The sequence below is a fragment of the Streptomyces corynorhini genome (assembly GCF_003346515.1).
GTDB lineage: Bacteria > Actinomycetota > Actinomycetes > Streptomycetales > Streptomycetaceae > Streptomyces > Streptomyces corynorhini.
In genome coordinates this window covers 1-18,823 of record NZ_QQNA01000071.1, presented here as the reverse complement: position 1 = coordinate 18,823, position 18,823 = coordinate 1, and the positions used below count along the sequence as shown (strand labels likewise).

Sequence of the window (18,823 nt, the reverse complement as noted above, 5' to 3'; positions counted from 1 at the left end):
GGAGAGCGTCGGAAGACACCACAGACCGGGAGCGGAACACGGCGATGACCGGAAGTGCGAGTCCGTCGAGTTCCCAGCAGGGCAGCACCGCGCAGGCACCGGAGTAGCCATCACCGCTCCGCGCAGCCGCCGACGCGCTGCCCGGGGGTGGCCGCTTCGAGCGCGCATCCGCGCGGGCCACCCCTCCCGGACCACCTGCCGCGTCAGACCTACGGCTCCGGCGGACCTACGGTTCCGGCGCCTGCGGTTCCGCTGGGCCGGGCCTGCGGATCCGGTGGACCTCCGGCTCCGCAGGACCTACGGTCCCTGTGGACGTCCGAATCTGCGGACCTCCGAGCCTACGGACTCAGCCGGGCAGCAGCAGCTTCTCCAGCACGACCGCGATGCCGTCGTCCCCGTTCGACGCGGTGACCTCGTCCGCGACGGCCTTCAGCTTCTCGTGGGCGTTGGCCATCGCCACGCCGTATCCCGCCCAGCCGAACATGGGGATGTCGTTCGGCATGTCCCCGAACGCGATCGTGTCCGCGGCCTTCACGCCGAGCCTCCGCGCGGCCAGCGAGAGCCCGGTGGCCTTGGTCAGGCCCGGCGGGAGGATCTCCACGACGCCCGCGCCCGCCATCACCACGTCCACCAGACCGCCGACCGCGGCCCGCGCCGCCTCGGCCAGCGCGTCGTCGCCCAGCTCCGGGTGCTGTATGTACACCTTGTTGAGGGGCGCCGCCCACAGCTGCGCCGGATCGTCCACGAAGAGGGCGGGCAGCGGGCCTTCCTGTACCCGGTAGCCGGGGCCCACCAGCACCTCGCCGTCCAGCCCGTCCCGGCTCACGGCCAGCGCCGGCGCGCCGATCCGCTCCTCGATCCGGGAGAGCGCCACCTTGGCCAGCTGCCGGTCCAGCGTCAGTGACGTCAGCAGTCTGTGCTCACCGGCGTGGTAAACCTGCGCGCCCTGGCCGCATACGGCCAGCCCCTCGTACCCCAGGTCGTCCAGGATGTTCCGGGTCCAGGGCACGGCGCGTCCCGTGACGATGATGTGCGCGGCACCCGCCGCCGTCACCGAGGCGAGCGCCTTCCGCGTGCGCTCGGAGACCGTGCCGTCCTCGCGCAGCAGTGTGCCGTCGAGATCGGTGGCGACGAGTTTGTACGGGAACGACGGCGTCGGCGCGGCGACAGCGGGCGCGGGGTCCGTCACGGCGGGCGCGGGGTCCGTGCTCACTTGGCGATCGGCTCCAGGACCTCACGGCCGCCCAGATACGGACGGAGCACCTCGGGCACCCGCACCGAACCGTCGGCCAGCTGGTGGTTCTCCAGGATCGCCACGATGGTGCGCGGTACGGCGCAGAGCGTGCCGTTCAGCGTGGACAGCGGCTTGATCTGCTTGCCGTCCCGCATACGGACCGAGAGCCTGCGGGCCTGGAAGCTGTCGCAGTTCGACGCCGAGGTCAGCTCGCGGTACTTGCCCTGCGTCGGGATCCACGCCTCGCAGTCGAACTTGCGCGAGGCCGAAGAACCGAGGTCGCCCGTGGCCACGTCGATCACCTGGAAGGGCAGGCCGAGGGAGGTCAGCCACTGCTTCTCCCAGTCCAGCAGCCGCTGGTGCTCGGACTGGGCCTCCGCCGGGTCGACGTACGAGAACATCTCGACCTTGTCGAACTGGTGGACCCGGAAGATGCCCCGGGTGTCCTTGCCGTACGTCCCGGCCTCGCGGCGGAAGCACGGCGAGAAGCCCGCGTACCGCAGGGGGAGCTTGTCGGCCTCGATGATCTCGTCCATGTGGTACGCGGCGAGGGGGACCTCCGACGTACCGACCAGGTAGTAGTCGTCCTTCTCCAGGTGATACACGTTCTCCGCGGCCTGGCCGAGGAAGCCGGTGCCCTCCATGGCGCGCGGGCGGACCAGCGCGGGGGTGAGCATCGGGATGAACCCGGCCTCGGTGGCCTGCGCGATCGCCGCGTTGACCAGGGCCAGTTCGAGGAGGGCGCCGACCCCCGTCAGGTAGTAGAAGCGCGAGCCCGAGACCTTGGCTCCGCGCTCGACGTCGATGGCGCCCAGTGCCTCGCCCAGCTCCAGGTGGTCCTTGGGCTCGAAGCCCTCGGCCGCGAAGTCACGGATCGCGCCATGCGTCTCCAGGACGACGAAGTCCTCCTCGCCACCGACCGGGACGTCGGGGTGGACGACGTTCCCCAGCTGGAGGAGGAGCTGCTTGGCCTCGTCGTCCGCCTCGTGCTGCTCGACGTCGGCCGCCTTCACGTCGGCCTTCAGCTGCTCGGCCTTCTTGAGCAGCTCGGCACGCTCATCGGCGTCGGCCTTGGGGATCAGCTTGCCCAGCGACTTCTGCTCGGAGCGCAGCTCGTCGAAGCGGACGCCGGACGACCTGCGCCGCTCGTCGGCGGAGAGCAGGGCGTCGACGAGGGCGACGTCCTCTCCACGGGCGCGCTGGGAGGCGCGAACACGGTCGGGGTCCTCACGGAGCAGGCGAAGGTCAATCACCCCACCAGGCTACCGGTGCGCACCGACAGCGCCCACTCGATAGTGGGGCGCGAAGCGGCAGGCATGGCTATTTGTCCAAATTGCGGCAATTGGGGAGAGTGGGGCGTGGGTTCGGCGGGTTGCCCGGTGTTCGCTCTTCGTTCGTCAATAAAGGGGCGTCAATTCCCCGGAATGAGGCATTCCGATGCCGCTCTCTTGACTCACCGCCCTTGCTGGGAGCGGGACTTGGGGCGGGTCGTCGTAGTCGTTGTCCACAGAAAGGTGGGGATGGGGAAAGTTATCCACAGGCTGTGTGGTGAGTCTGTGGATCGTGGAATTCGCGGTCCGGAAGGTCCGGGAAGGTCTGCGTAATTCCCTTCTCAAACCCGCTTGGCGTGCTCATTCGGGTGGGAATTGCTCGCTCTGACGAGTTGATCGCTGGAATTGCGCTGACGCGGGACGGCTTGGAGGGCTGTGGATGGAAGTGGGGCGACTGGGGTGATTTGTCGACTGTGTCGCCCCTCGCTGTCGACTTGTCCCCAGGTCGAGAAGCGCGCCTGTGGATAACTTTTCGGTACATCCACAGGGTCGCTCGCCCGGACCCGGGCGCGGGCCGTCCGGACTCAGCCGAGGGGCGTCCGGACTCAGGCGCGGCCGTCTTGGCTGCGCGCCAGCCACTCGGCCGCCCCGATGAACTCCGCGTCCGAAGTGCCGGGCCGCAGCGTCGTCACGTCCGCCGGGGACACACCCGCGCGCGGGTACGAGCCGAGGAACCGCACCTTGGGGCAGATCCGCTTCAGCCCCATCAGGGCCTCACCCACCCGCCGGTCGGCGATATGACCCTCGGCGTCCACGGCGAAGCAGTAGTTGCCGATCCCCGCTCCGGTCGGCCGTGACTGGATCAGCATCAGGTTGACCCCGCGCACCGCGAACTCCTGGAGCAGTTCGAGCAGGGCGCCCGGACGGTCGTCGCCCAGCCAGATCACCACCGACGTCTTGTCCGCACCGGTCGGCGCCGAGGGCCGCGCGGGCCGGCCCACCAGTACGAAACGGGTCTCCGCGTTCTCCGCGTCGTGGATCTCGCGGACCAGGGGCACGAGCCCGTAGGTCGCCGCCGCGAACTCTCCGGCGAAGGCCGCGTCGAACCGGCCCTCCTGCACCAGCCTGGCCCCGTCCGCGTTGGACGCGGCGGACTCCCACAGCGCGTCCGGCAGATGGCTCCGCAGCCAGTTGCGCACCTGCGGCTGGGAGACCGGGTGGCCGGTCACCGTCTTGACGTCGGACAGCCCGGTCCCCGGCCGTACGAGCAGGGCGAAGGAGATCGGCAGCAGCACTTCGCGGTAGATCATCAGCGGCTCGCCGGAGGCCAGCTCGTCGAGTGTCGCGGTGACGCCGCCCTCCACCGAGTTCTCGATCGGTACGAGGGCCGCCGCGGCCTCGCCGTTCCGTACGGCGTCGAGAGCCGTCGGGACGGACACCATGGGGACGAGTTCTCGCGTGGCCGCTTCCGGGAGCGTACGGAGAGCGGCTTCAGTGAAGGTGCCCTCGGGACCGAGATATGTATAGCGCGTGGCCGACATACGGTCACCTTAATGGGCCGACCGGGTTCGTCGTTCCCGGCTCAGCGGCGCTGATCTGTTGTGCGCGGCTGTGCACGGCTGTGCCCGGTCATGGCCGGTCGTGCCCGGTCCTGCCCGGCTGTGCACTGTTGTGCGCGACTGTGTCGCGGCGTGTACGGCTGTGCCCTGTCCTGTGCGACTCGCCGTTCACGACTCCAGCAGCCGCTGCCCCACGTACTCCCCCTGCCGCGCGCCTCCCGGCACGGCGAACAGACCGCTCGACTCGTGGCGGATGAACGCCGACAGCGCGTCTCCCCGGTCGAGCTTGCGCTGTACGGGTACGAAGCCCTTGAGCGGGTCGGCCTGCCAGCACACGAAGAGCAGCCCCGCGTCCGGCGTGCCGTCGGTGCCGATGCCGTCGTGGAAGGAGAAGGGACGGCGCAGCATCGCGGCCCCGCCGTTCGCCTCGGGCTTGGAGATCCGGGCGTGCGCGTTGACGGGAATGACGGGCTTGCCGTCGGGGCCCATCCGGTCGAGGTCCATCTCGGTGGTCTCCGTGCCGCCGGTGAGCGGGGAGCCGTCGGACTTGCGGCGGCCGATGACATGCTCCTGCGCGCTCACGCTGAGCTTCTCCCAGTCGTCGAGGAGCATGCGGATCCGCCGCACCACCGCGTACGAGCCACCCGCCATCCAGTCCGTGGTGCCGGTCGGCGGATGCGCGGGGACGAAGATCCGCTGGTCGTAGTCCGGCTCCGACGGCTTCGGATTGCCGGTCCCGTCGATCTGGCCCATCAGATTGCGGCTCGTCATGGGGTGCGGGGTCACGCCGGGCGAGCGGTTGAAGCCGTTCATCTGCCAGCGCACCCGGGCCGCCGCGCCCGCGTCCTTCTGGAGGGTGCGCAGCGCGTGGAAGGCTACCAGCGCGTCGTCGGAGCCGATCTGGATCCACAGGTCGCCGTCGCTGCGCCGGGCGTCGAGGTGGTCGGAGGAGAAGGCGGGCAGTGGGTCCAGGGCGGCGGGCAGCCGGTCGGCGAGACCGGTGCGGCCGAAGAAGCTGCGGCCGAAGCCGAACGTCACGGTGAGGGAGGACGGCCCGGCGTCCAGGGCGATGCCCGTGTCGTGGCCCACGGAGGGGGACGCGTCGCTCGCGGCGTCGCCCCCGCCGCCCTTCCCGCCGGAGGTACCCGGCCCGCTCGTGGCGGGTTCGCCCGCCATCAGGGCGCGCGCCGAGGCCGACCAGCGGCGCAGCAGCGCGGCGGCTTCCTTGCGGCCCGCACCCGGAAGCAGGTCGAAGGCGACCAGATGGCCGTTGGAGTGCGTCGGGGTGGTGATGCCGGGCTGATGGACGCCGTGGAAGGGGACGGAGCCCGTGCCGATGGTGGTCAGCGCGGCCACCGGCTCCGGGCGCCCGGCCGCGTAACCCGTGGCGCCGCCGACCGCGCCGAGCGCCAGCCCGGCGGCGCCGACGGCACCCGCCGTGCCGAGCAGCCGCCGCCGGGAGATGGCGGCGGTTGGGGCGCCCCCGACGGTGTCTCCTGTGTCACCTGTGTCACCGGTGCGGCCCGTGTGACCGGTACTGCCGGAGTCTCCCCCGATGTTGCCCCTGGCGACGCCATCGGCGTCGGCGCCCGGGTGCGCGGGGGTGCGGTCCTGGTTCTGTCGGGTGTCGCTCACGGTGGGTCAGCCGATCTTGACGTTCTTGTCGACGGTGGTCTGGTCGATGTCGGAGGTGCGTACGGTCAGCCGGAGCTGCCAGGCGCCCGGCATCGGGATCAGCACGGGATCAGCTTTCCAACGCCCGGCTCCGGTGCGTTCCGGGGTGATCGGCAGCGGGCCGATCTTCTTGGCCTTGAGTGTGAAGGCGACCTTCAGCTCGGGCACGTCCAGTGGCTTTCCGTCGGGCCCTTCGACCTGCAAGTCCATCACATTGGCGCCGGGGGAGGCCGGGTCGAGGGTGAGCCGTACGGTGCCGCTGCCCTTCGCGCCGCCGGTGTCGAAGGGCACGCTGAGGCTGACGGGCTCCTTCGGCGCGCCGGTCGCCGAGGCCGTACCGCCGGTTCTGCTCGCCTCCTGCTCGGCGGTGCGTGCGGGCTCGGTCGAGGTCAGCACGGTCGTGACGGCGAGGAGCACCACGGCGACACCGGCCTCCGCCAGTACGGAATGACGCAGTCCGGTGCGGAGGGGATCGGCGTCGCGGTTCTGTTTTTGGCGTGCAGTCGCCATCGCGGCTTTCTGGCGGGCGAGCTGGGTAGCTCTCTCACTGCCACCGACGGCGGTCGTCGTCGCGGCGGTCCCGGTCGTCCTCCCGGTCTCCGGTCCCGTCGCGGCCACGGCCTCCTCGGCCCGTTCGTCAGCCGAATCCGACCTTGATGCCTCTCCCGACTCCGACTTCAGCTCCGACTTCAGCTCCGACTTCGACTTCGACTTCAGCTTCGACCTCAGCTCCGAGGCCGTCTCCGACTTCGACTCCGAGGCCGTCTGCGTCTCCGTCTCCGTCTCCGTCTCCGTCTCCACCGACCGTTCCCCCAGCCGTCCCGTCCACCGCCTGGAGAACCAAGCGATACCGACCATCAGGGCGACGAGCCCGACCTTGACCAGAAGGAGCTGCCCGTATGACGTTTCCCCGAGCCCCGACCATGATCCGACCTGACGCCAGGACTGGTAGATCCCGGTCGCGGCGACCACCACGACGCTGATGAAGGCGGCGCGCGAGAAGCGCCGTACCGCCGCGCTCTCGATGAAGGGCGCCCGGTAGAGAGCGGTCAGCAGCGCGGTGAGGCCGCCGAGCCAGGTGGCCACCGCCAACAGGTGCAGGACGTCCACCGGCATGGCGAGTCCCGGCTGGATCCCGGTAGAGGCGTGCTCCGCGAGCGCCCAGGTGCCGGCGATCCCGGCCGCGACGACGGTGCCGCCCATGGTGAGGCCGAAGGTGAGGTCCTTCTTCTCCTTGCTCTGCCGGCTCTCCCGCTCGCTGGTCTCCTGCTCGCTCTCCCCCTCCTCCGCGTCCGTCTCGCGTTTGGTGTACGTGCCGAAGAGGACGGCGATGATCAGTGCGGCCGCGCCGAGGAGCAGCAGCCGGGAGACGAGCGCCGCGCCGGTCTTGGTCGCCAGGACATCCTGGAGTCCGCCCAGGTCGAAGGCGTCCGCCAGCTTGCCCGAGCCGGTGTACGGGCCGCGCAGGAGCAGGAGGGCGAGGGTGGCGCCGGTCAGGGCCAGCCAGCCCTGGACGACGAGGCGTTGCAGGGGCCGTACGGAGGCGCCGCGCTGCCAGCAGCAGAGGATGAAGGCAGCACCGCCGACGAGCACGATGTAGCCGGCGTACGAGACGTAGCGCGCGATGTCGTACAGGGTGCCGACCAGCCCACCGCCGGCCTGTTCGGTGGGCAGGGTGGCGGTGTTCTTCGAAGGTGCGCCGATGGAGAAGGTGAAGGCGCCGGAGATGGGGTGGCTGTCGGCGGAGACGGCCCGCCAGGCGACGGTGTAGGTGCCGTCGGTCAGATCAGGGTTGAGGCCGATGCCGTACCGCACGGAGCCGCCGCCGCTCAGGTCGAGCACCTTCCCGGTGTCGACGCGCTTGCTGTCCGGATCGAGTACGCGGATCGAGTCGTCGCCCAGCGCGACCTGTTCGGAGAAGGAGAGGACGATGTCCTTGGGCGCGGTGGCGACCACCGCCCCGTCCCCGGGGGTGCTGCCGGTCAGCGCGGCATGCGCCGACGCCGTACCGGAGAACACGGTGAGGACGGTGCCGATGAGCACGGTGGAGACGAGCAGGAGGCGCACCAGGGATATGGCTCTGGTGGGGCCGGCGGCTCCGAGGCGCGGGGCGGTGGCTGTCATGACGTGTCTCAGTCCCTCGGTCAGTGTGTGGCCGGGTTGTAGTTGGTCTCCTTCACGGGAAGTTCGACCTTGATCGGGTCGGCCTTCTCGAAGTGCAGTTCGATGCCGACCTCTTGTCCCTGGGCGGGCCGCTTCTTGAGGTTGGCGAACATGATGTGGTTGCCGCCGCGGTCGAGGTCCAGCTCGCCGTTGGCGGGGATGTCGAAGGAATCCACCTTCCGCATCGTCTGGTTCTCGGTCTTGTGGATCGTGATGTCGTCCGAGATGTCACTGGTGATGGAGGTGAGCCGGTCGCCGGAGCGACCGCTGTTGACGACCGTGAGGAAGCCGGCCGCCATGTCGCTGACGGGCTTGGGCATGTAGCCGCCGCTGACCTTCAGCCGCGGGGTGCCGCCGGAAGAGGAGGAAGAGCCGGAAGAGGAGGAACTGTCGGACGAGGAGGAGCAGCCGGTCACGGCCAGGACCAGGGTGGCCGTGAGGCCGCCGCAGAGGGCCAGGGGCGTGCGGCGGATCACGGGTTCTCTCCCTTGATGATCTTCGGCAGGTCCTTGGCGTAGTCGTCGGCGGTGGCGTCCTCGCCGTACAGGACATACCCGGCGTCGGTCTTCGGGGAGAACGCGATGACCTGGGTGCCGTGCATGGAGGTGACGGTGCCGTCCTTCTCCTTCTTGGGCGCGTCGATGCCGATGCCGAGCTGACGCGCGCCCGCCTGGATGGTGGGAAAGTCGCCCGTGAGCCCGATGAAGGACGGGTCGCCCGCGCTCGGCAGCCACTTGGCCAGCTCGGCGGAGGTGTCCCGCTCGGGGTCGGTGGTGACGAAGACGACCTGGAGCTTCTCCCGGTCGGCCGCGGAGAGCGACTTCATGGCGATGGCGATGTTGCTCATCGTCAGGGGACAGACGTCCGGGCAGTTGGTGTAGCCGAAGTACACCAGCGTCGGCTTGCCCTGGGTCGCCTCACGGAAGTCGTACGGCTTGCCCTTGGTGTCGGTGAGGACGAGGTCCGGCTTCTTGAACGGCTGGTCGAGCACGGTCGCGGCCTGGGTCTTCGCCGAAGCGGAGACGTCGGCGATCGGCTTCGAGGCGGAGTCGTCGCCGCTGCCGCAGGCGGTCAGGGTGAGGGCCGTCGCGACGGCGAGGGCGGCGACAGTGGTCACGGTCTTCTTGCGCATGGGGATATTTCCTGGTACTGGGTCGTGTGGTGCGGGCCGTCGGGCGTGCGAGGCCGGAAGGGACCGGCCCCGCGCGCCGCGAGGGTCACGATGGGCGACGCGTGGTGCGTGGTGCGTCGTGCGTGCTGTGGTGCGCGTGGTGCGGTGTGCGCGCGGTGCGTCAGGCTGCGCGGCGGCGGCCGGCCAGGACTCCGTAGGCGACGCCGGCCACGCCGATGACGATTCCGATGATGCCGAGGACGCGGGCGGTGGTGTCACTGCTGTCGTCGGAGGCCGCGGAGGTGGACGCCGCGCTGTCGTGGTCCGCGTCGTCCTTCGTGGCGTCGGCCTCGGCCGTGGCCTGGTCGGCCGTACCGCCGCCGTGCCCGTCCCCGGTGGCGGCCGTGAGCTTCAGGACCGGTGCGGGGCTGTCGGGCTCCTCGGCGCCCTCCTCGGACTCCTCGATCCAGCGGACGACCTCTTTGTTGTCGTACGTCTGGAGGGCCTTGAAGACCAACTGGTCGGCGTCCTCGGGAAGCTGTCCGACGGAGAGCGGGAACTGCTGGAACTGGCCCGCGCCGATCCCCGGCCCCGTCTTGCCGCCGGTCGCGGTCCAGGTGACCTTGGAGACGGCCTCGGTGATGGTGTTGCCGTGCATCTTCAGCGGCTTCGCCAGCTTGTCCTTGGTGACCTTGATGTCCCAGCCGGGTACCGGCTGCGGCATGACGGACGCCAGCGGGTGGTCGGCCGGGAAGTTGACTTCGAGCTTGACGGTGGCAGAGTTGTCGCGCTCGTTGGGGACCTTGAAGTTGATCGTGGCGTAACCGCCCTTGGCGGCCTCGCCCTGCGGCTGCACGCTGACATGTGCGGAGGCGGGCCCCGCCAGCAGCAGCAGCGCGCCCGCGGCGATACCGCCGGCGACGAAGACGCGCGAGACGTTCTTGGCCGACGCCGACGCCGACACCGCGCGGGAGACCGAGGGGGCGGAGGGAGCGGAGGCGGCGGACGAGGGGGAGGCCGAGGACCTTGCGAAGGCTGAGAACACGGAGGACACGAAGGACACGGAGAACACGGAGACACTCCACGGTGTGAGGTGAGCGGGCGATCGGGCAGGGGCCGCCACGGCGCGGACGCGCGCGACGGCACGGCGACGGCACCCCGTCCGTCGGTACGGAGCGGGGAAGCGTCGCGTCAGGCTGCGAGAGCGCATACGGCCGGAGGGCCGCGCCTGATCACCGAGTGCTGGAGTGTCTCCCCGCCGGACAGCGGGGGAGGTACGTGAGAGGTGCGCGGGGCACGCGATCGCGGCGCGACGGCGCCGGGCAGTCCGGCGAGCATCGCCCGTACGAACGCGAAGGCCGCGCGCAGGGCACGCAGCGCGGCGCTGTCCGTGACGTCGCCGATGCCCTGCGTCGAGAGCCGACCGAGCCGGAGCAGCGCGAGATCGCCGTGCCTCAGCAGCCAGCCCGCCGCGAGGGCGGCCAGCAGATGCGCGAGGAGCATGGGCAGCGACGGCAGCAGGCCGCCGTCCATGCCACCGCTCATGCCACCGCTCATGCCGGTGTGCGCGGCCCCGGCGGTGACCCCGTTCGCGACGTCGGCCGCGATCCCACCGGCCCCGCCCGTCGCCATGTGCTGATGAATGCCCCCCGCCGCCGCGCCCACGGAACCGGCCGCACCCGCCGCACCGGCCGCACCCGCCGGGTTGAGCCCCGCGTCGGCGACGATCCGCTGTGCGTCGAGCGGGCTGAGCGAGCCGGGGCCCGCTCCGCACACGAGCTTCGCGGCCAGCCTGATCAGTACGTCGTCCCGGGCGGCCGACATCGTGAGGGGCCGCTGGCCCAGGCCGAAGAGGCTGTGCAGACTGAACTGCCCGCCCGCCAGGGCCACGACGATGGAGGTGGTGGAGCGGGCCCGCCCGGAGAGCGTCACGGCGACCGCGAACACCCCGAGGAAGCCGATGAGCAACGTCCACCAGGGCACCGGGGCGCAGGCCGCCACGGCGTGTCCCGTCGCCGACAGCACGACGCAGACCGCGGTGAACACCGCGGCCCTCAGCAGCCGCGGTGCGGCTGTGGCGCGAACGGGCACGGAAATGGACATGGCCGGGTCATCATCGCACTGCGCCCGTACGCTCCGTGGGGCAGGTCCGGAAGGTCACCCTCTGCCCCCGTACGCAGCGCTTCACGCGCCTCGTCCCGTACGGGTGCGCGCGTCGTCCCGTACAGGTGCGCGCGTCGTCCCGTACGGGTACGTGCCTCGTCCCGTAGCCGTACGCGCCTTGTCCCGTACGGGTACGCGCCTCGCCCTGACCGCCGTCCTATACACCTGCCCGCGCTCCACTCGCGTCCGCCGAATGGGGGTTATCGCGCCGATCGTGTGCTTACGGCCAGAGGTGAGGGCAATACGTATCGGTATGTCGAGCCGCAGCCAGGAGGCTGGAGCATGAGCATCTGGTGGTCTCTCCACTTGCGGCGCGAAGCCGCGAGCGTTCCGCTCGCCCGGCGCCTGCTGCTCGGCACCATGGAGACCGCCGGTGTCGATCCTGACGTCTGCTTCGATCTGTCGGTCGCTCTCGGCGAGGCATGCGCGAACGCGGTGGAGCACGGCGGGGCCGGGGGCCACGGCGAGGCGCCGGACGCGTACCGGGTGACCGCCTATCTGGACGGCGAGCTGTGCCGTATCGAGGTGTCCGACTCGGGGCCGGGTTTCCCCGCGCGCCGGTTGTCGCGCCGCGCCGCGCCCGCTCCTGCCGTCGCTCCGGCCGTCGCCCCGGCTGTCTCTCCGGCCGGGGCCCCGGCTGTCGCGCCCGCGCCCACGCCTGTCGTACTCGCCGCCGCGCCGGTGGCGCCGGCCGCCGCTCTCCTGGCCGAGAGCGGCCGGGGGCTGTGCCTGATCGAGCAGCTCACCGACCATGTGTACGTCCGCAACCAGCCGGGGCACGGCGCCGTGGTCAGTTTCGACAAGATCCTCAAATGGCGGGAGGACGCCCTGCTCAGGGCCGTATGAGCCGTACGGCGCGCACGGCTCACGGCTCACGGCTCACGGCTCATACGAGCCAGCCGTACAAGCCGGACGAGCCGTATGAGCCGTACGCATCGCTCGCACGTACCAGCCCTACGGGCGATGTGGGCCGACTCCGAGCAGGACGCCTCCTGAGGGACCGCGAACTCAGCTGGCGCGCAGGCTCGCCATCCACGCCTCGACCTCGTCCGACCGGCGCGGCAGCGCGGCCGACAGGTTCCTGTTGCCGTCCTCCGTGACGAGGATGTCGTCCTCGATCCGGACGCCGATCCCCCGGTACTCCGCCGGTACGGTCAGATCATCGGCCTGGAAGTACAGCCCCGGCTCGACCGTCAGGCACATTCCGGGCTCCAGCGTCCCGTCCGCGTACGCCTCCCTGCGCGCCGCCGCGCAGTCGTGGACGTCCAGGCCGAGCATGTGCCCCGTACCGTGCAGCGTCCAGCGCCGCTGGAGACCCAGCTCCAGCACCTTTTCTACCGGGCCCTCCAGCAGGCCCCACTCGACGAGCTTCTCGGCGAGCACACGCTGCGAGGCGTCGTGGAAGTCGCGGTACTTCGCGCCGGGCCGCACCGCCGCGATGCCGGCCTCCTGCGACGCGTACACGGCGTCGTAGATCTTCCGCTGAAGGTCGGTGTAGCGGCCGTCGATCGGGAGTGTGCGCGTGACATCGGCGGTGTAGAGGGTGTGCGTCTCCACACCGGCGTCGAGCAGCAGCAGGTCCCCCCGGCGCACGTCGCCGTCGTTGCGTACCCAGTGCAGGGTGGTGGCGTGCGGGCCCGCGGCGCAGATCGAGCCGTACCCGATGTCGTTGCCCTCGACGCGGGCGCGCAGGAAGAAGGTGCCTTCGATGTAGCGCTCGCTGGTCGCCTCCGCCTTGTCGAGGATCCGTACGACGTCCTCGAAGCCGCGGACGGTCGAGTCGACGGCCTTCTGGAGTTCGCCGATCTCGAACTCGTCCTTCACCGCGCGCGCCTCGGAGAGGTGGACGCGCAGCTCCTCGTCCGTCTCCGCGGTGACCTTGTCGGCCAGCGCGGCTTCGATGCCGGCGTCGTGGTTCCGTACGTTGCGGACCCGGCCGGTCGCCTCCCGCAGCGCGGCGGGCAGCTCCCGTACGTCCTTGGCCGGGATGCCCAGCAGCTGTTCGGCCTCGGTCAGCGAGTACCGGCGGCCCACCCACAGCTCGCCCTGGCCGTCGAGCCAGAACTCGCCGTTCTCCCGGTTGGAGCGCGGCAGGAGGTAGACGGTCGCCTCGTGGCCGTCCCGCCCCGGCCTGGGCTCCAGGACCAGGACGCCGTCCTGGGTCTGGTCGCCGGTGAGGTAGGCGTACTCGGTGGACGCGCGGAAGGCGTACTCGGTGTCGTTCGAGCGCGTCTTGAGGTTGCCCGCGGGGATCACCAGGCGCTCGCCCGGGAAGCGCGCGGAGAGTGCGGCGCGGCGGGCGGCGGTGTGGGACGCCTGTGCGATCGGCTGCAGGCCCTGGAGTTCGGTGTCGGCCCAGCCGGACTTCATGTTCTCTGCGAGCTCATCGGACACGCCCGGGTACAGACCGTTCTTCCTCGGCTTGATCGGTGCTTCTTCTGTCTCAGGGGTCTCCGCATCCGGGATTTCCGGCGTACCCGGGGTTACCGGGGTGAGCTCCTCAGCCACGGCTTCTTCTCCTCATATGACTACAACAATGGGTCATCTTTTCCATCGTATGCGCGAGGGGAAGTGGGGCCCAGGAGCCCGGGAGCCCAGGAGCGCCGGAACGCCGGGGTGGGTCTGGTGGGTGCGGGCGGGCGGGTCGGCTCAGTCGAAGCGGGCGGCCAGCAGCACGATGTCACCATCGTGCCCGCTGCTGCGCGCACTGCCGTGTCCACCGCCGCCGTGTCCACCGCCGCCGTGTTCACCGCCAGGCCCACCGCCGCCAGGTCCCCTGTCGTGCCCGTCGCCGTGCCTGCCGTCGCCGTGCCTGCCGCCGTCGTGCCTGCCGTCGCCGTGTCCGCCGACGGTTCCTTCCGGCGGCTCCGGCAGCAGCACGCGCAGTACGTGGTCGGCGATCGCGCCCGGATCCTGCCTGGCGGCGGCGGGCACGCTCGCCGCCGCCGCGTGCAGCCGGGCGAAGGCGCGGTCCGTGGGCTCGCCGGTGCAGCGCAGCAGTCCGTCCGTGTAGAGCAGCACTGTCTCGCCCGGCGCGGGCGACACCACCACGCTCGGTGCCTGCCAGCAGCTGAGCACGGTGAGCGGCGCGGACAGGGACGTCTCGACGAACTCGGTGCGCCGGTCCCCGACGATCAACGGCGGCGCGTGCCCCGCCCCCGCCAGCACGATCCGGCGCCGGTCCGGCTCCGCGTACGCGAAGAGCGCGGTGGCGGTGCGGGCCGGTTCGGTCAGCCGCAGCAGAAGTTCGAGGTCGGAGAGTACGGCGACGGGGTCCTCGCCCTCCATCACGGCGTACGCCCGCAGACAGGCGCGCAGCCGCCCCGAGGCGGCCACCGCGCCGGGCCCCGAACCGCTCACCGAGCCGACGGCCAGACTCAGGGCGCCCTCGGGCAGCGGCAGCGCGTCGTACCAGTCGCCGCCGCCGCGCGGGCCCGTACGGTGGCGCGCGGCGAGCCGTACGCCGGGCATCCGGGGCAGCAGGCTGGGCAACAGCTCCTCGGCGAGGGCGGCCACCTGCGTACGGGCTCGTCGTAGCTCCACCATCCGGGCGAGCTGCTCGCCCGCGTACCGGGTGTAGAGGCGGACGAGATGGCGCTGCCGTGTGGTCGGCTCGGCGGGTTCGTCGTACAGCCAGATCACGGCGCCGAGCTGGTCCGGTACCGGCTCCGCCAGGTCGGTCAGTGGTACGGCGTAAGCGGCGCCGTAGCCGAGCCGGGCCGCGACCTCGCGTTCGCGTGGGTCCAGGTCGGGCAGGGCGAGCAGATCGGGGACGCACACCGGCTCGGGGACGCCGTTTGGTGCCGGTGCCGGTGCTGGTGCCGGTGGTGCTGGTGCTGGTGCTGGTGCTGGTGCTGCTGGTGCTGGTGCCACGTGCTCGGTGTGCCCCGCGTGTCCTGTGCGCTGCGCATGTCCTGTGCGCTGCGTGTGTTCCGTGCGCTCCGCGTATTCCGCGTGCTCCGCGTACCCGGCGAACAGTGGGCCGTGGCCGTACGACGTGACGTGGCGCGGCACGGTCTCCAGCTGGCCGAGATCGGCGTGCGAGAGGCCGAGCCCGAGCGTAGTGACGGGACCCAGCCCATCGGCCGGTTCGAGTACGACCAGCCCCCGACCGGCTCCTACCAAGGCCGCCCCGGCCCGTAGAAGTTCATGGAGCGCGGCGTCCAGGGACCGGATTCCGGCCAGCCGTTCGGTGAGTTCGTGGAGGGTGGTGAGATCGGAGACCCAGCCGGCCAGCCGGTCCTGGATGAGCATGCCGGGGGCGACGGGCAGGTCGTCGAACGGCCGATCAGTCTGGGCGGGAGCGGGCACCAGGGCGTCGATTCCAGCCACTTTCGGCATGTGCTGGGCGCTCATGGCAGCCGGCTTTGCGACCGGTGCGTTTCGCTCAAAAGCATCGCGAACCCCCATGTCATTCCGCTCGTTCTGCGCGGCCGTCAGTGCCTCCACATGTACACGCACACCGGATGTAATGTCCAGCATTGTCCCTATGTGACTGCGGTGATCTATGGGATATCCGTCAGGTATCCGCGCGGAGCCCGGCGGTTTCTCAGCTTGGCCGAAAAATGACCCGCCTGACTGGGTTTTGCGATCGACTGAGGGCGCTTGACTGGGGGATCCTCCAGGGCCGGGTTCCTGTGCGGCCCAGGTGGAGCGTCATTCCGAACGTGATGGGTACGTAAACGGTGACGGACAGGGGCAGTTGTGAACGCCCCGGAACCTGGCGGCGGGGCCGGGCGTCTTAACCGCCGAAGGCCACGCCTCATCCTCCGGAGTGGCGAGAAAAGCACAACGGGACAGCAGCGGAACAGTAAGCGCCATGCGCACGCCATCCCTCGCCACACGTTCAATGAAGACAGGCAGCGATCGATTCAGGGACGGTGCGACGCGCCGTGCAGCTGAAGGGCCTGGGCCTGTCCGTGCGGACGCACGGGGGCGGCCGAACGTCGGACACGCGCGCTGGTGTAAGTCTGAAGTACGTACCGACGCACGCACCGAACTACGCACCGATGTACGCACTGTTATGCAACGTCAACGCACGTCAACGCACGTCAGGGCATGTCTGCACGCGATGTACGCACAGTGAAGTGATGCACACACATGGTGTCAGTGTCATGTGGACCTCGGCGTTCAACGGAAAGGAACGAGCGCTCATGCGCGAGATCCCCGGAAGGCGACGCAGGCTCTGGTTCCGGCGCAACGGGCGGCGACCTGGCCAGCTCGAAGCGGCGCTCACCTGCGCCACGGCGTGGGGCTGGCCCGTGCTCCCGGGCGCCGGTCTCAAGACGGCCGGCGAACGCGGCACGCGCGGCCGGGGCTGCTCCTGCCCGGACCCCGAATGCGTGGTACCCGGCGCGCACCCCTTCGACCCGGGGCTGCTCACGGCGACCACGGACGCGCGCATGGTGCGCTGGTGGTGGAGCAACCGTCCCACCGCTCCCATCGTGCTGGCCACCGGTGGCAGCGCCCCGTGCGCGGTGAGCCTGCCTGCGGTGGCGGGCGCTCGCGCGCTGGTGGAGCTGGACCGGATGGGGATGCGGCTCGGGCCGGTCGTGGCGACGCCCACGCGCTGGTCGCTGCTGGTCGCTCCGTACACGCTCGAACAGCTCGGTGAGTTGCTCTACAGCAAGGACTGGGTGCCCAGTTCGCTGCGGTTCCACGGCGAGGGCGGTTATCTCGTGCTGCCGCCTTCCGAGGCCGCGGGCGGGCAGGTGCGCTGGGAACGGGCTCCGCTGGAGGGCTCGGCCGCACCCTGGCTGCCGGATGTGGAGGCGGTCGTCGACGCGCTGGTCGAGGCGAGCACCGGGGCGCCGGACGGCGGCAGCAGGCTGGCGTACTGACCGCTCGGGCTGACGGCTGAAGGGCTGACGGTTGAGCGGCTGACGGCTGAGCTGAGGGGCTGACGCCGACCGTGTGCCTGGGGAATGCGCCGGGGTGCGCCGGAGGGGGAGCGTGAGGGCGTGGGGGGCGCTTCCTAGGGGCGCGCACGGCGCGTCCAACCTGCAACTTCCGGCCCCCGGTGCCCTGTTGGCCGTGCCCATGACACTCAGTGGGGCGCTCGGGGCGGCCCCGGATACGCGAACGCCCGGTCGCTGGCGACGGGGGATGCACCAGCGACCGGGCTTCTAGAACCGTAACAAGAGATCGGCGGTTAGCAAATTCGATCCGGCGTATTCGGACAACGAATTACTTGCCAGTAAGGCAAGTGTGACAGGTGTCACTGATTAACGCCGAACCGCTGAAGGCTTTTCACACCCCGCCCCCCAAGGCGCCCGGCACAGGGTGCCGGACACGAGGGGCCGGATACGAGGCGTCTGGGCACGAGGCGTCGGACATGAGGCGTCCGGCGCGTCCGGCCTCAGCTAGCTGAGCGTGACCTGCCGGTTGGTGAGCCCACCGCGCGCCCTGCGCTCGTCGCCGGTCAGTGGAGCGTCGGTCGCGAGCGCCGCCGCCAGCCGCTCGGCGAACTCGGCCGCAGGCTTCTCGCATTCCTCGGCGCCCATGTCGCTGGGCAGGTCCCACACCGGCACGGTGAGTCCGTGCGCCCGGAAGGAGCCGACCAGCCGGGTCCCCTCGCCGAGGCTCGACGTACCCGCGGCGTGCAGCCGTGCGAGCGCGTCGAGCAGCTTCTCCTCGGGGTACGGCATGACCCAGCGCAGGTGGTTCTTCTCCGGTGTCTCGCACCAGTACGCGGCGTCCGTGCCGGAGAGCAGGGCGGTCGGGATCGCGGCGGCGTTGGCGCGCTCCAGGGAAGCGGCCACGTCGGCCGACGCGTTCTCCGCGTCCGGCACCCAGAACTCGAACCCGGGGTGGACGACCGGCTTGAACGCGGCCTGCGGGTCGAGCAGGTCCTGAAGGCGCGGACCGTCGGCCTCGACGCGGTGCGCGGCGACCGGGCTGCCGGGCTCCGCGACCAGCGCACGCCGGAGCGTATCGGCGAGATCCCGGCTCAGATCCCCGGACGACGTGTCGTTCTGGAGGGCGAGCAGTACGGAGCCGTCGTCGCGGCGCAGCGCCGGCCAGGCCATCGGCAGGACAGTCGCGAGGGTCACGGACGGTACGCCTTCGGGCAGCCCGTCCTTGAGGGTCAGCTCGACGGTCGCGGCGGGCACTAGCTCGCGCAGCGCGACCCAGTCGCACTCGCCGGCCAGGCCCTCGAAGGGGCGCTGGACCAGCTCGGTCACGGCGTGCGCGGCGGCGCGCCCGTGACACGCCTTGTAGCGGCGGCCCGAATTGCACGGGCAGGGCTCACGGGCCCCGACCACCGGAACCGGTCCGTCCGTGAGCTGAGGCTTCGCGGCCTTCGTCTGGGGGCGCTTCTTGGCCATGGTGTGGCTTTCTCCCGGTAGCGGCGATGCGGTGTCGGCGCGAGCCTAGTGCTTCGGGGGAAGGGCCCGCCGCGCGGCGGGCCCTTCCCCCGAAGCACTAGGCTCGCGCCGACACCGCGTCGCCGCTACCGGGAGAAAGCCACACCATGGCCAAGAAGCGCCCCCAGACGAAGGCCGCGAAGCCTCAGCTCACGGACGGACCGGTTCCGGTGGTCGGGGCCCGTGAGCCTTGCCCGGGCAATTCGGGCCGCCGCTACAAGGCGTGTCACGGGCGCGCCGCGGCCCACGCGGTGACCGAGCTGGTCCAGCGCCCCTTCGAG

Annotated in this window: 15 protein-coding genes; 3 read left to right on the top strand and 12 right to left on the bottom strand. The window is 70.9% G+C overall.

Going from position 1 to position 18,823, the window contains the following annotated elements; genetic code table 11:
• Nucleotides 1-346 precede the first annotated feature (346 nt).
• The 9 genes from DVH02_RS10865 to DVH02_RS10825 all read right to left on the bottom strand — a co-directional run bounded on the left by DVH02_RS10865 (nucleotide 347) and on the right by DVH02_RS10825 (nucleotide 11,115).
• Nucleotides 347-1,189, bottom strand: coding sequence for an HAD family hydrolase (locus tag DVH02_RS10865; protein WP_114623586.1), 843 nt, complete (start codon nucleotides 1,187-1,189; stop codon nucleotides 347-349).
• 20 nt (nucleotides 1,190-1,209) lie between these two features.
• Nucleotides 1,210-2,487: a serine--tRNA ligase gene (gene serS, locus DVH02_RS10860; RefSeq protein ID WP_114623569.1), complete on the bottom strand. Its 1,278-nt coding sequence runs from the start codon at nucleotides 2,485-2,487 to the stop codon at nucleotides 1,210-1,212.
• Between the two features lie 623 nt (nucleotides 2,488-3,110).
• Nucleotides 3,111-4,046: a prephenate dehydratase gene (pheA, locus tag DVH02_RS10855; RefSeq protein ID WP_114623568.1), complete on the bottom strand. Its 936-nt coding sequence runs from the start codon at nucleotides 4,044-4,046 to the stop codon at nucleotides 3,111-3,113.
• 186 nt (nucleotides 4,047-4,232) lie between these two features.
• On the bottom strand, nucleotides 4,233-5,621 hold the full coding sequence (gene efeB / locus DVH02_RS10850; RefSeq protein WP_114623585.1) for an iron uptake transporter deferrochelatase/peroxidase subunit: 1,389 nt from the start codon (nucleotides 5,619-5,621) through the stop codon (nucleotides 4,233-4,235).
• An 84-nt stretch (nucleotides 5,622-5,705) separates the two neighbouring features.
• Nucleotides 5,706-7,862, bottom strand: coding sequence for a copper resistance CopC/CopD family protein (locus DVH02_RS10845; protein WP_114623567.1), 2,157 nt, complete (start codon nucleotides 7,860-7,862; stop codon nucleotides 5,706-5,708).
• Between the two features lie 20 nt (nucleotides 7,863-7,882).
• Complete coding sequence (locus DVH02_RS10840) at nucleotides 7,883-8,374, bottom strand: copper chaperone PCu(A)C (protein ID WP_407697610.1); 492 nt, start codon at nucleotides 8,372-8,374, stop codon at nucleotides 7,883-7,885.
• Entirely contained in the window at nucleotides 8,374-9,033 is a 660-nt protein-coding gene (locus DVH02_RS10835) for an SCO family protein (protein WP_114623565.1), read from the bottom strand. Before DVH02_RS10835 ends, DVH02_RS10840 begins: the two co-directional genes overlap by 1 nt.
• A gap of 160 nt (nucleotides 9,034-9,193) precedes the next feature.
• Nucleotides 9,194-9,976, bottom strand: a complete 783-nt coding sequence (locus DVH02_RS10830; RefSeq protein WP_233518146.1) for a YcnI family protein — start codon at nucleotides 9,974-9,976, stop codon at nucleotides 9,194-9,196.
• Between the two features lie 227 nt (nucleotides 9,977-10,203).
• Entirely contained in the window at nucleotides 10,204-11,115 is a 912-nt protein-coding gene (locus DVH02_RS10825) for a hypothetical protein (protein WP_233518144.1), read from the bottom strand.
• 342 nt (nucleotides 11,116-11,457) lie between these two features.
• Here DVH02_RS10825 and DVH02_RS10820 point away from each other — a divergent pair, with 342 nt between their 5' ends.
• On the top strand, nucleotides 11,458-12,021 hold the full coding sequence (locus DVH02_RS10820) for an ATP-binding protein (RefSeq protein ID WP_114623563.1): 564 nt from the start codon (nucleotides 11,458-11,460) through the stop codon (nucleotides 12,019-12,021).
• Between the two features lie 162 nt (nucleotides 12,022-12,183).
• Here the strand turns inward: DVH02_RS10820 and DVH02_RS10815 are convergent, their stop codons facing one another.
• Complete coding sequence (locus DVH02_RS10815) at nucleotides 12,184-13,683, bottom strand: aminopeptidase P family protein (RefSeq protein WP_114623562.1); 1,500 nt, start codon at nucleotides 13,681-13,683, stop codon at nucleotides 12,184-12,186.
• 141 nt (nucleotides 13,684-13,824) lie between these two features.
• On the bottom strand, nucleotides 13,825-15,657 hold the full coding sequence (locus DVH02_RS10810) for a PP2C family protein-serine/threonine phosphatase (RefSeq protein ID WP_233518143.1): 1,833 nt from the start codon (nucleotides 15,655-15,657) through the stop codon (nucleotides 13,825-13,827).
• Nucleotides 15,658-16,328: 671 nt separating this feature from the next.
• Between DVH02_RS10810 and DVH02_RS10805 the strand changes: the two genes are divergently transcribed.
• Nucleotides 16,329-17,015: a bifunctional DNA primase/polymerase gene (locus tag DVH02_RS10805; protein ID WP_114623561.1), complete on the top strand. Its 687-nt coding sequence runs from the start codon at nucleotides 16,329-16,331 to the stop codon at nucleotides 17,013-17,015.
• A gap of 522 nt (nucleotides 17,016-17,537) precedes the next feature.
• Here DVH02_RS10805 and DVH02_RS10800 read toward each other — a convergent pair.
• Complete coding sequence (locus tag DVH02_RS10800; RefSeq protein ID WP_114623560.1) at nucleotides 17,538-18,503, bottom strand: DUF5926 family protein; 966 nt, start codon at nucleotides 18,501-18,503, stop codon at nucleotides 17,538-17,540.
• A gap of 146 nt (nucleotides 18,504-18,649) precedes the next feature.
• Here DVH02_RS10800 and DVH02_RS10795 point away from each other — a divergent pair.
• Nucleotides 18,650-18,823, top strand: a 174-nt coding sequence (locus DVH02_RS10795; protein ID WP_199566234.1) for an SEC-C metal-binding domain-containing protein, incomplete at its 3' end; no start/stop codon positions are given.

Bases quoted from the DNA above. Each gene is read 5' to 3' on its own strand.
- DVH02_RS10820 (WP_114623563.1), top strand. From the start codon at position 11,458: ATGAGCATCTGGTGGTCTCTCCACTTGCGGCGCGAAGCCGCGAGCGTT.
- DVH02_RS10825 (WP_233518144.1), bottom strand. From the start codon at position 11,115: ATGTCCATTTCCGTGCCCGTTCGCGCCACAGCCGCACCGCGGCTGCTG.
- DVH02_RS10805 (WP_114623561.1), top strand. From the start codon at position 16,329: ATGCGCGAGATCCCCGGAAGGCGACGCAGGCTCTGGTTCCGGCGCAAC.
- pheA (WP_114623568.1), bottom strand. From the start codon at position 4,046: ATGTCGGCCACGCGCTATACATATCTCGGTCCCGAGGGCACCTTCACT.
- DVH02_RS10845 (WP_114623567.1), bottom strand. From the start codon at position 7,862: ATGACAGCCACCGCCCCGCGCCTCGGAGCCGCCGGCCCCACCAGAGCC.
- DVH02_RS10810 (WP_233518143.1), bottom strand. From the start codon at position 15,657: ATGCTGGACATTACATCCGGTGTGCGTGTACATGTGGAGGCACTGACG.
- DVH02_RS10800 (WP_114623560.1), bottom strand. From the start codon at position 18,503: ATGGCCAAGAAGCGCCCCCAGACGAAGGCCGCGAAGCCTCAGCTCACG.
- DVH02_RS10835 (WP_114623565.1), bottom strand. From the start codon at position 9,033: ATGCGCAAGAAGACCGTGACCACTGTCGCCGCCCTCGCCGTCGCGACG.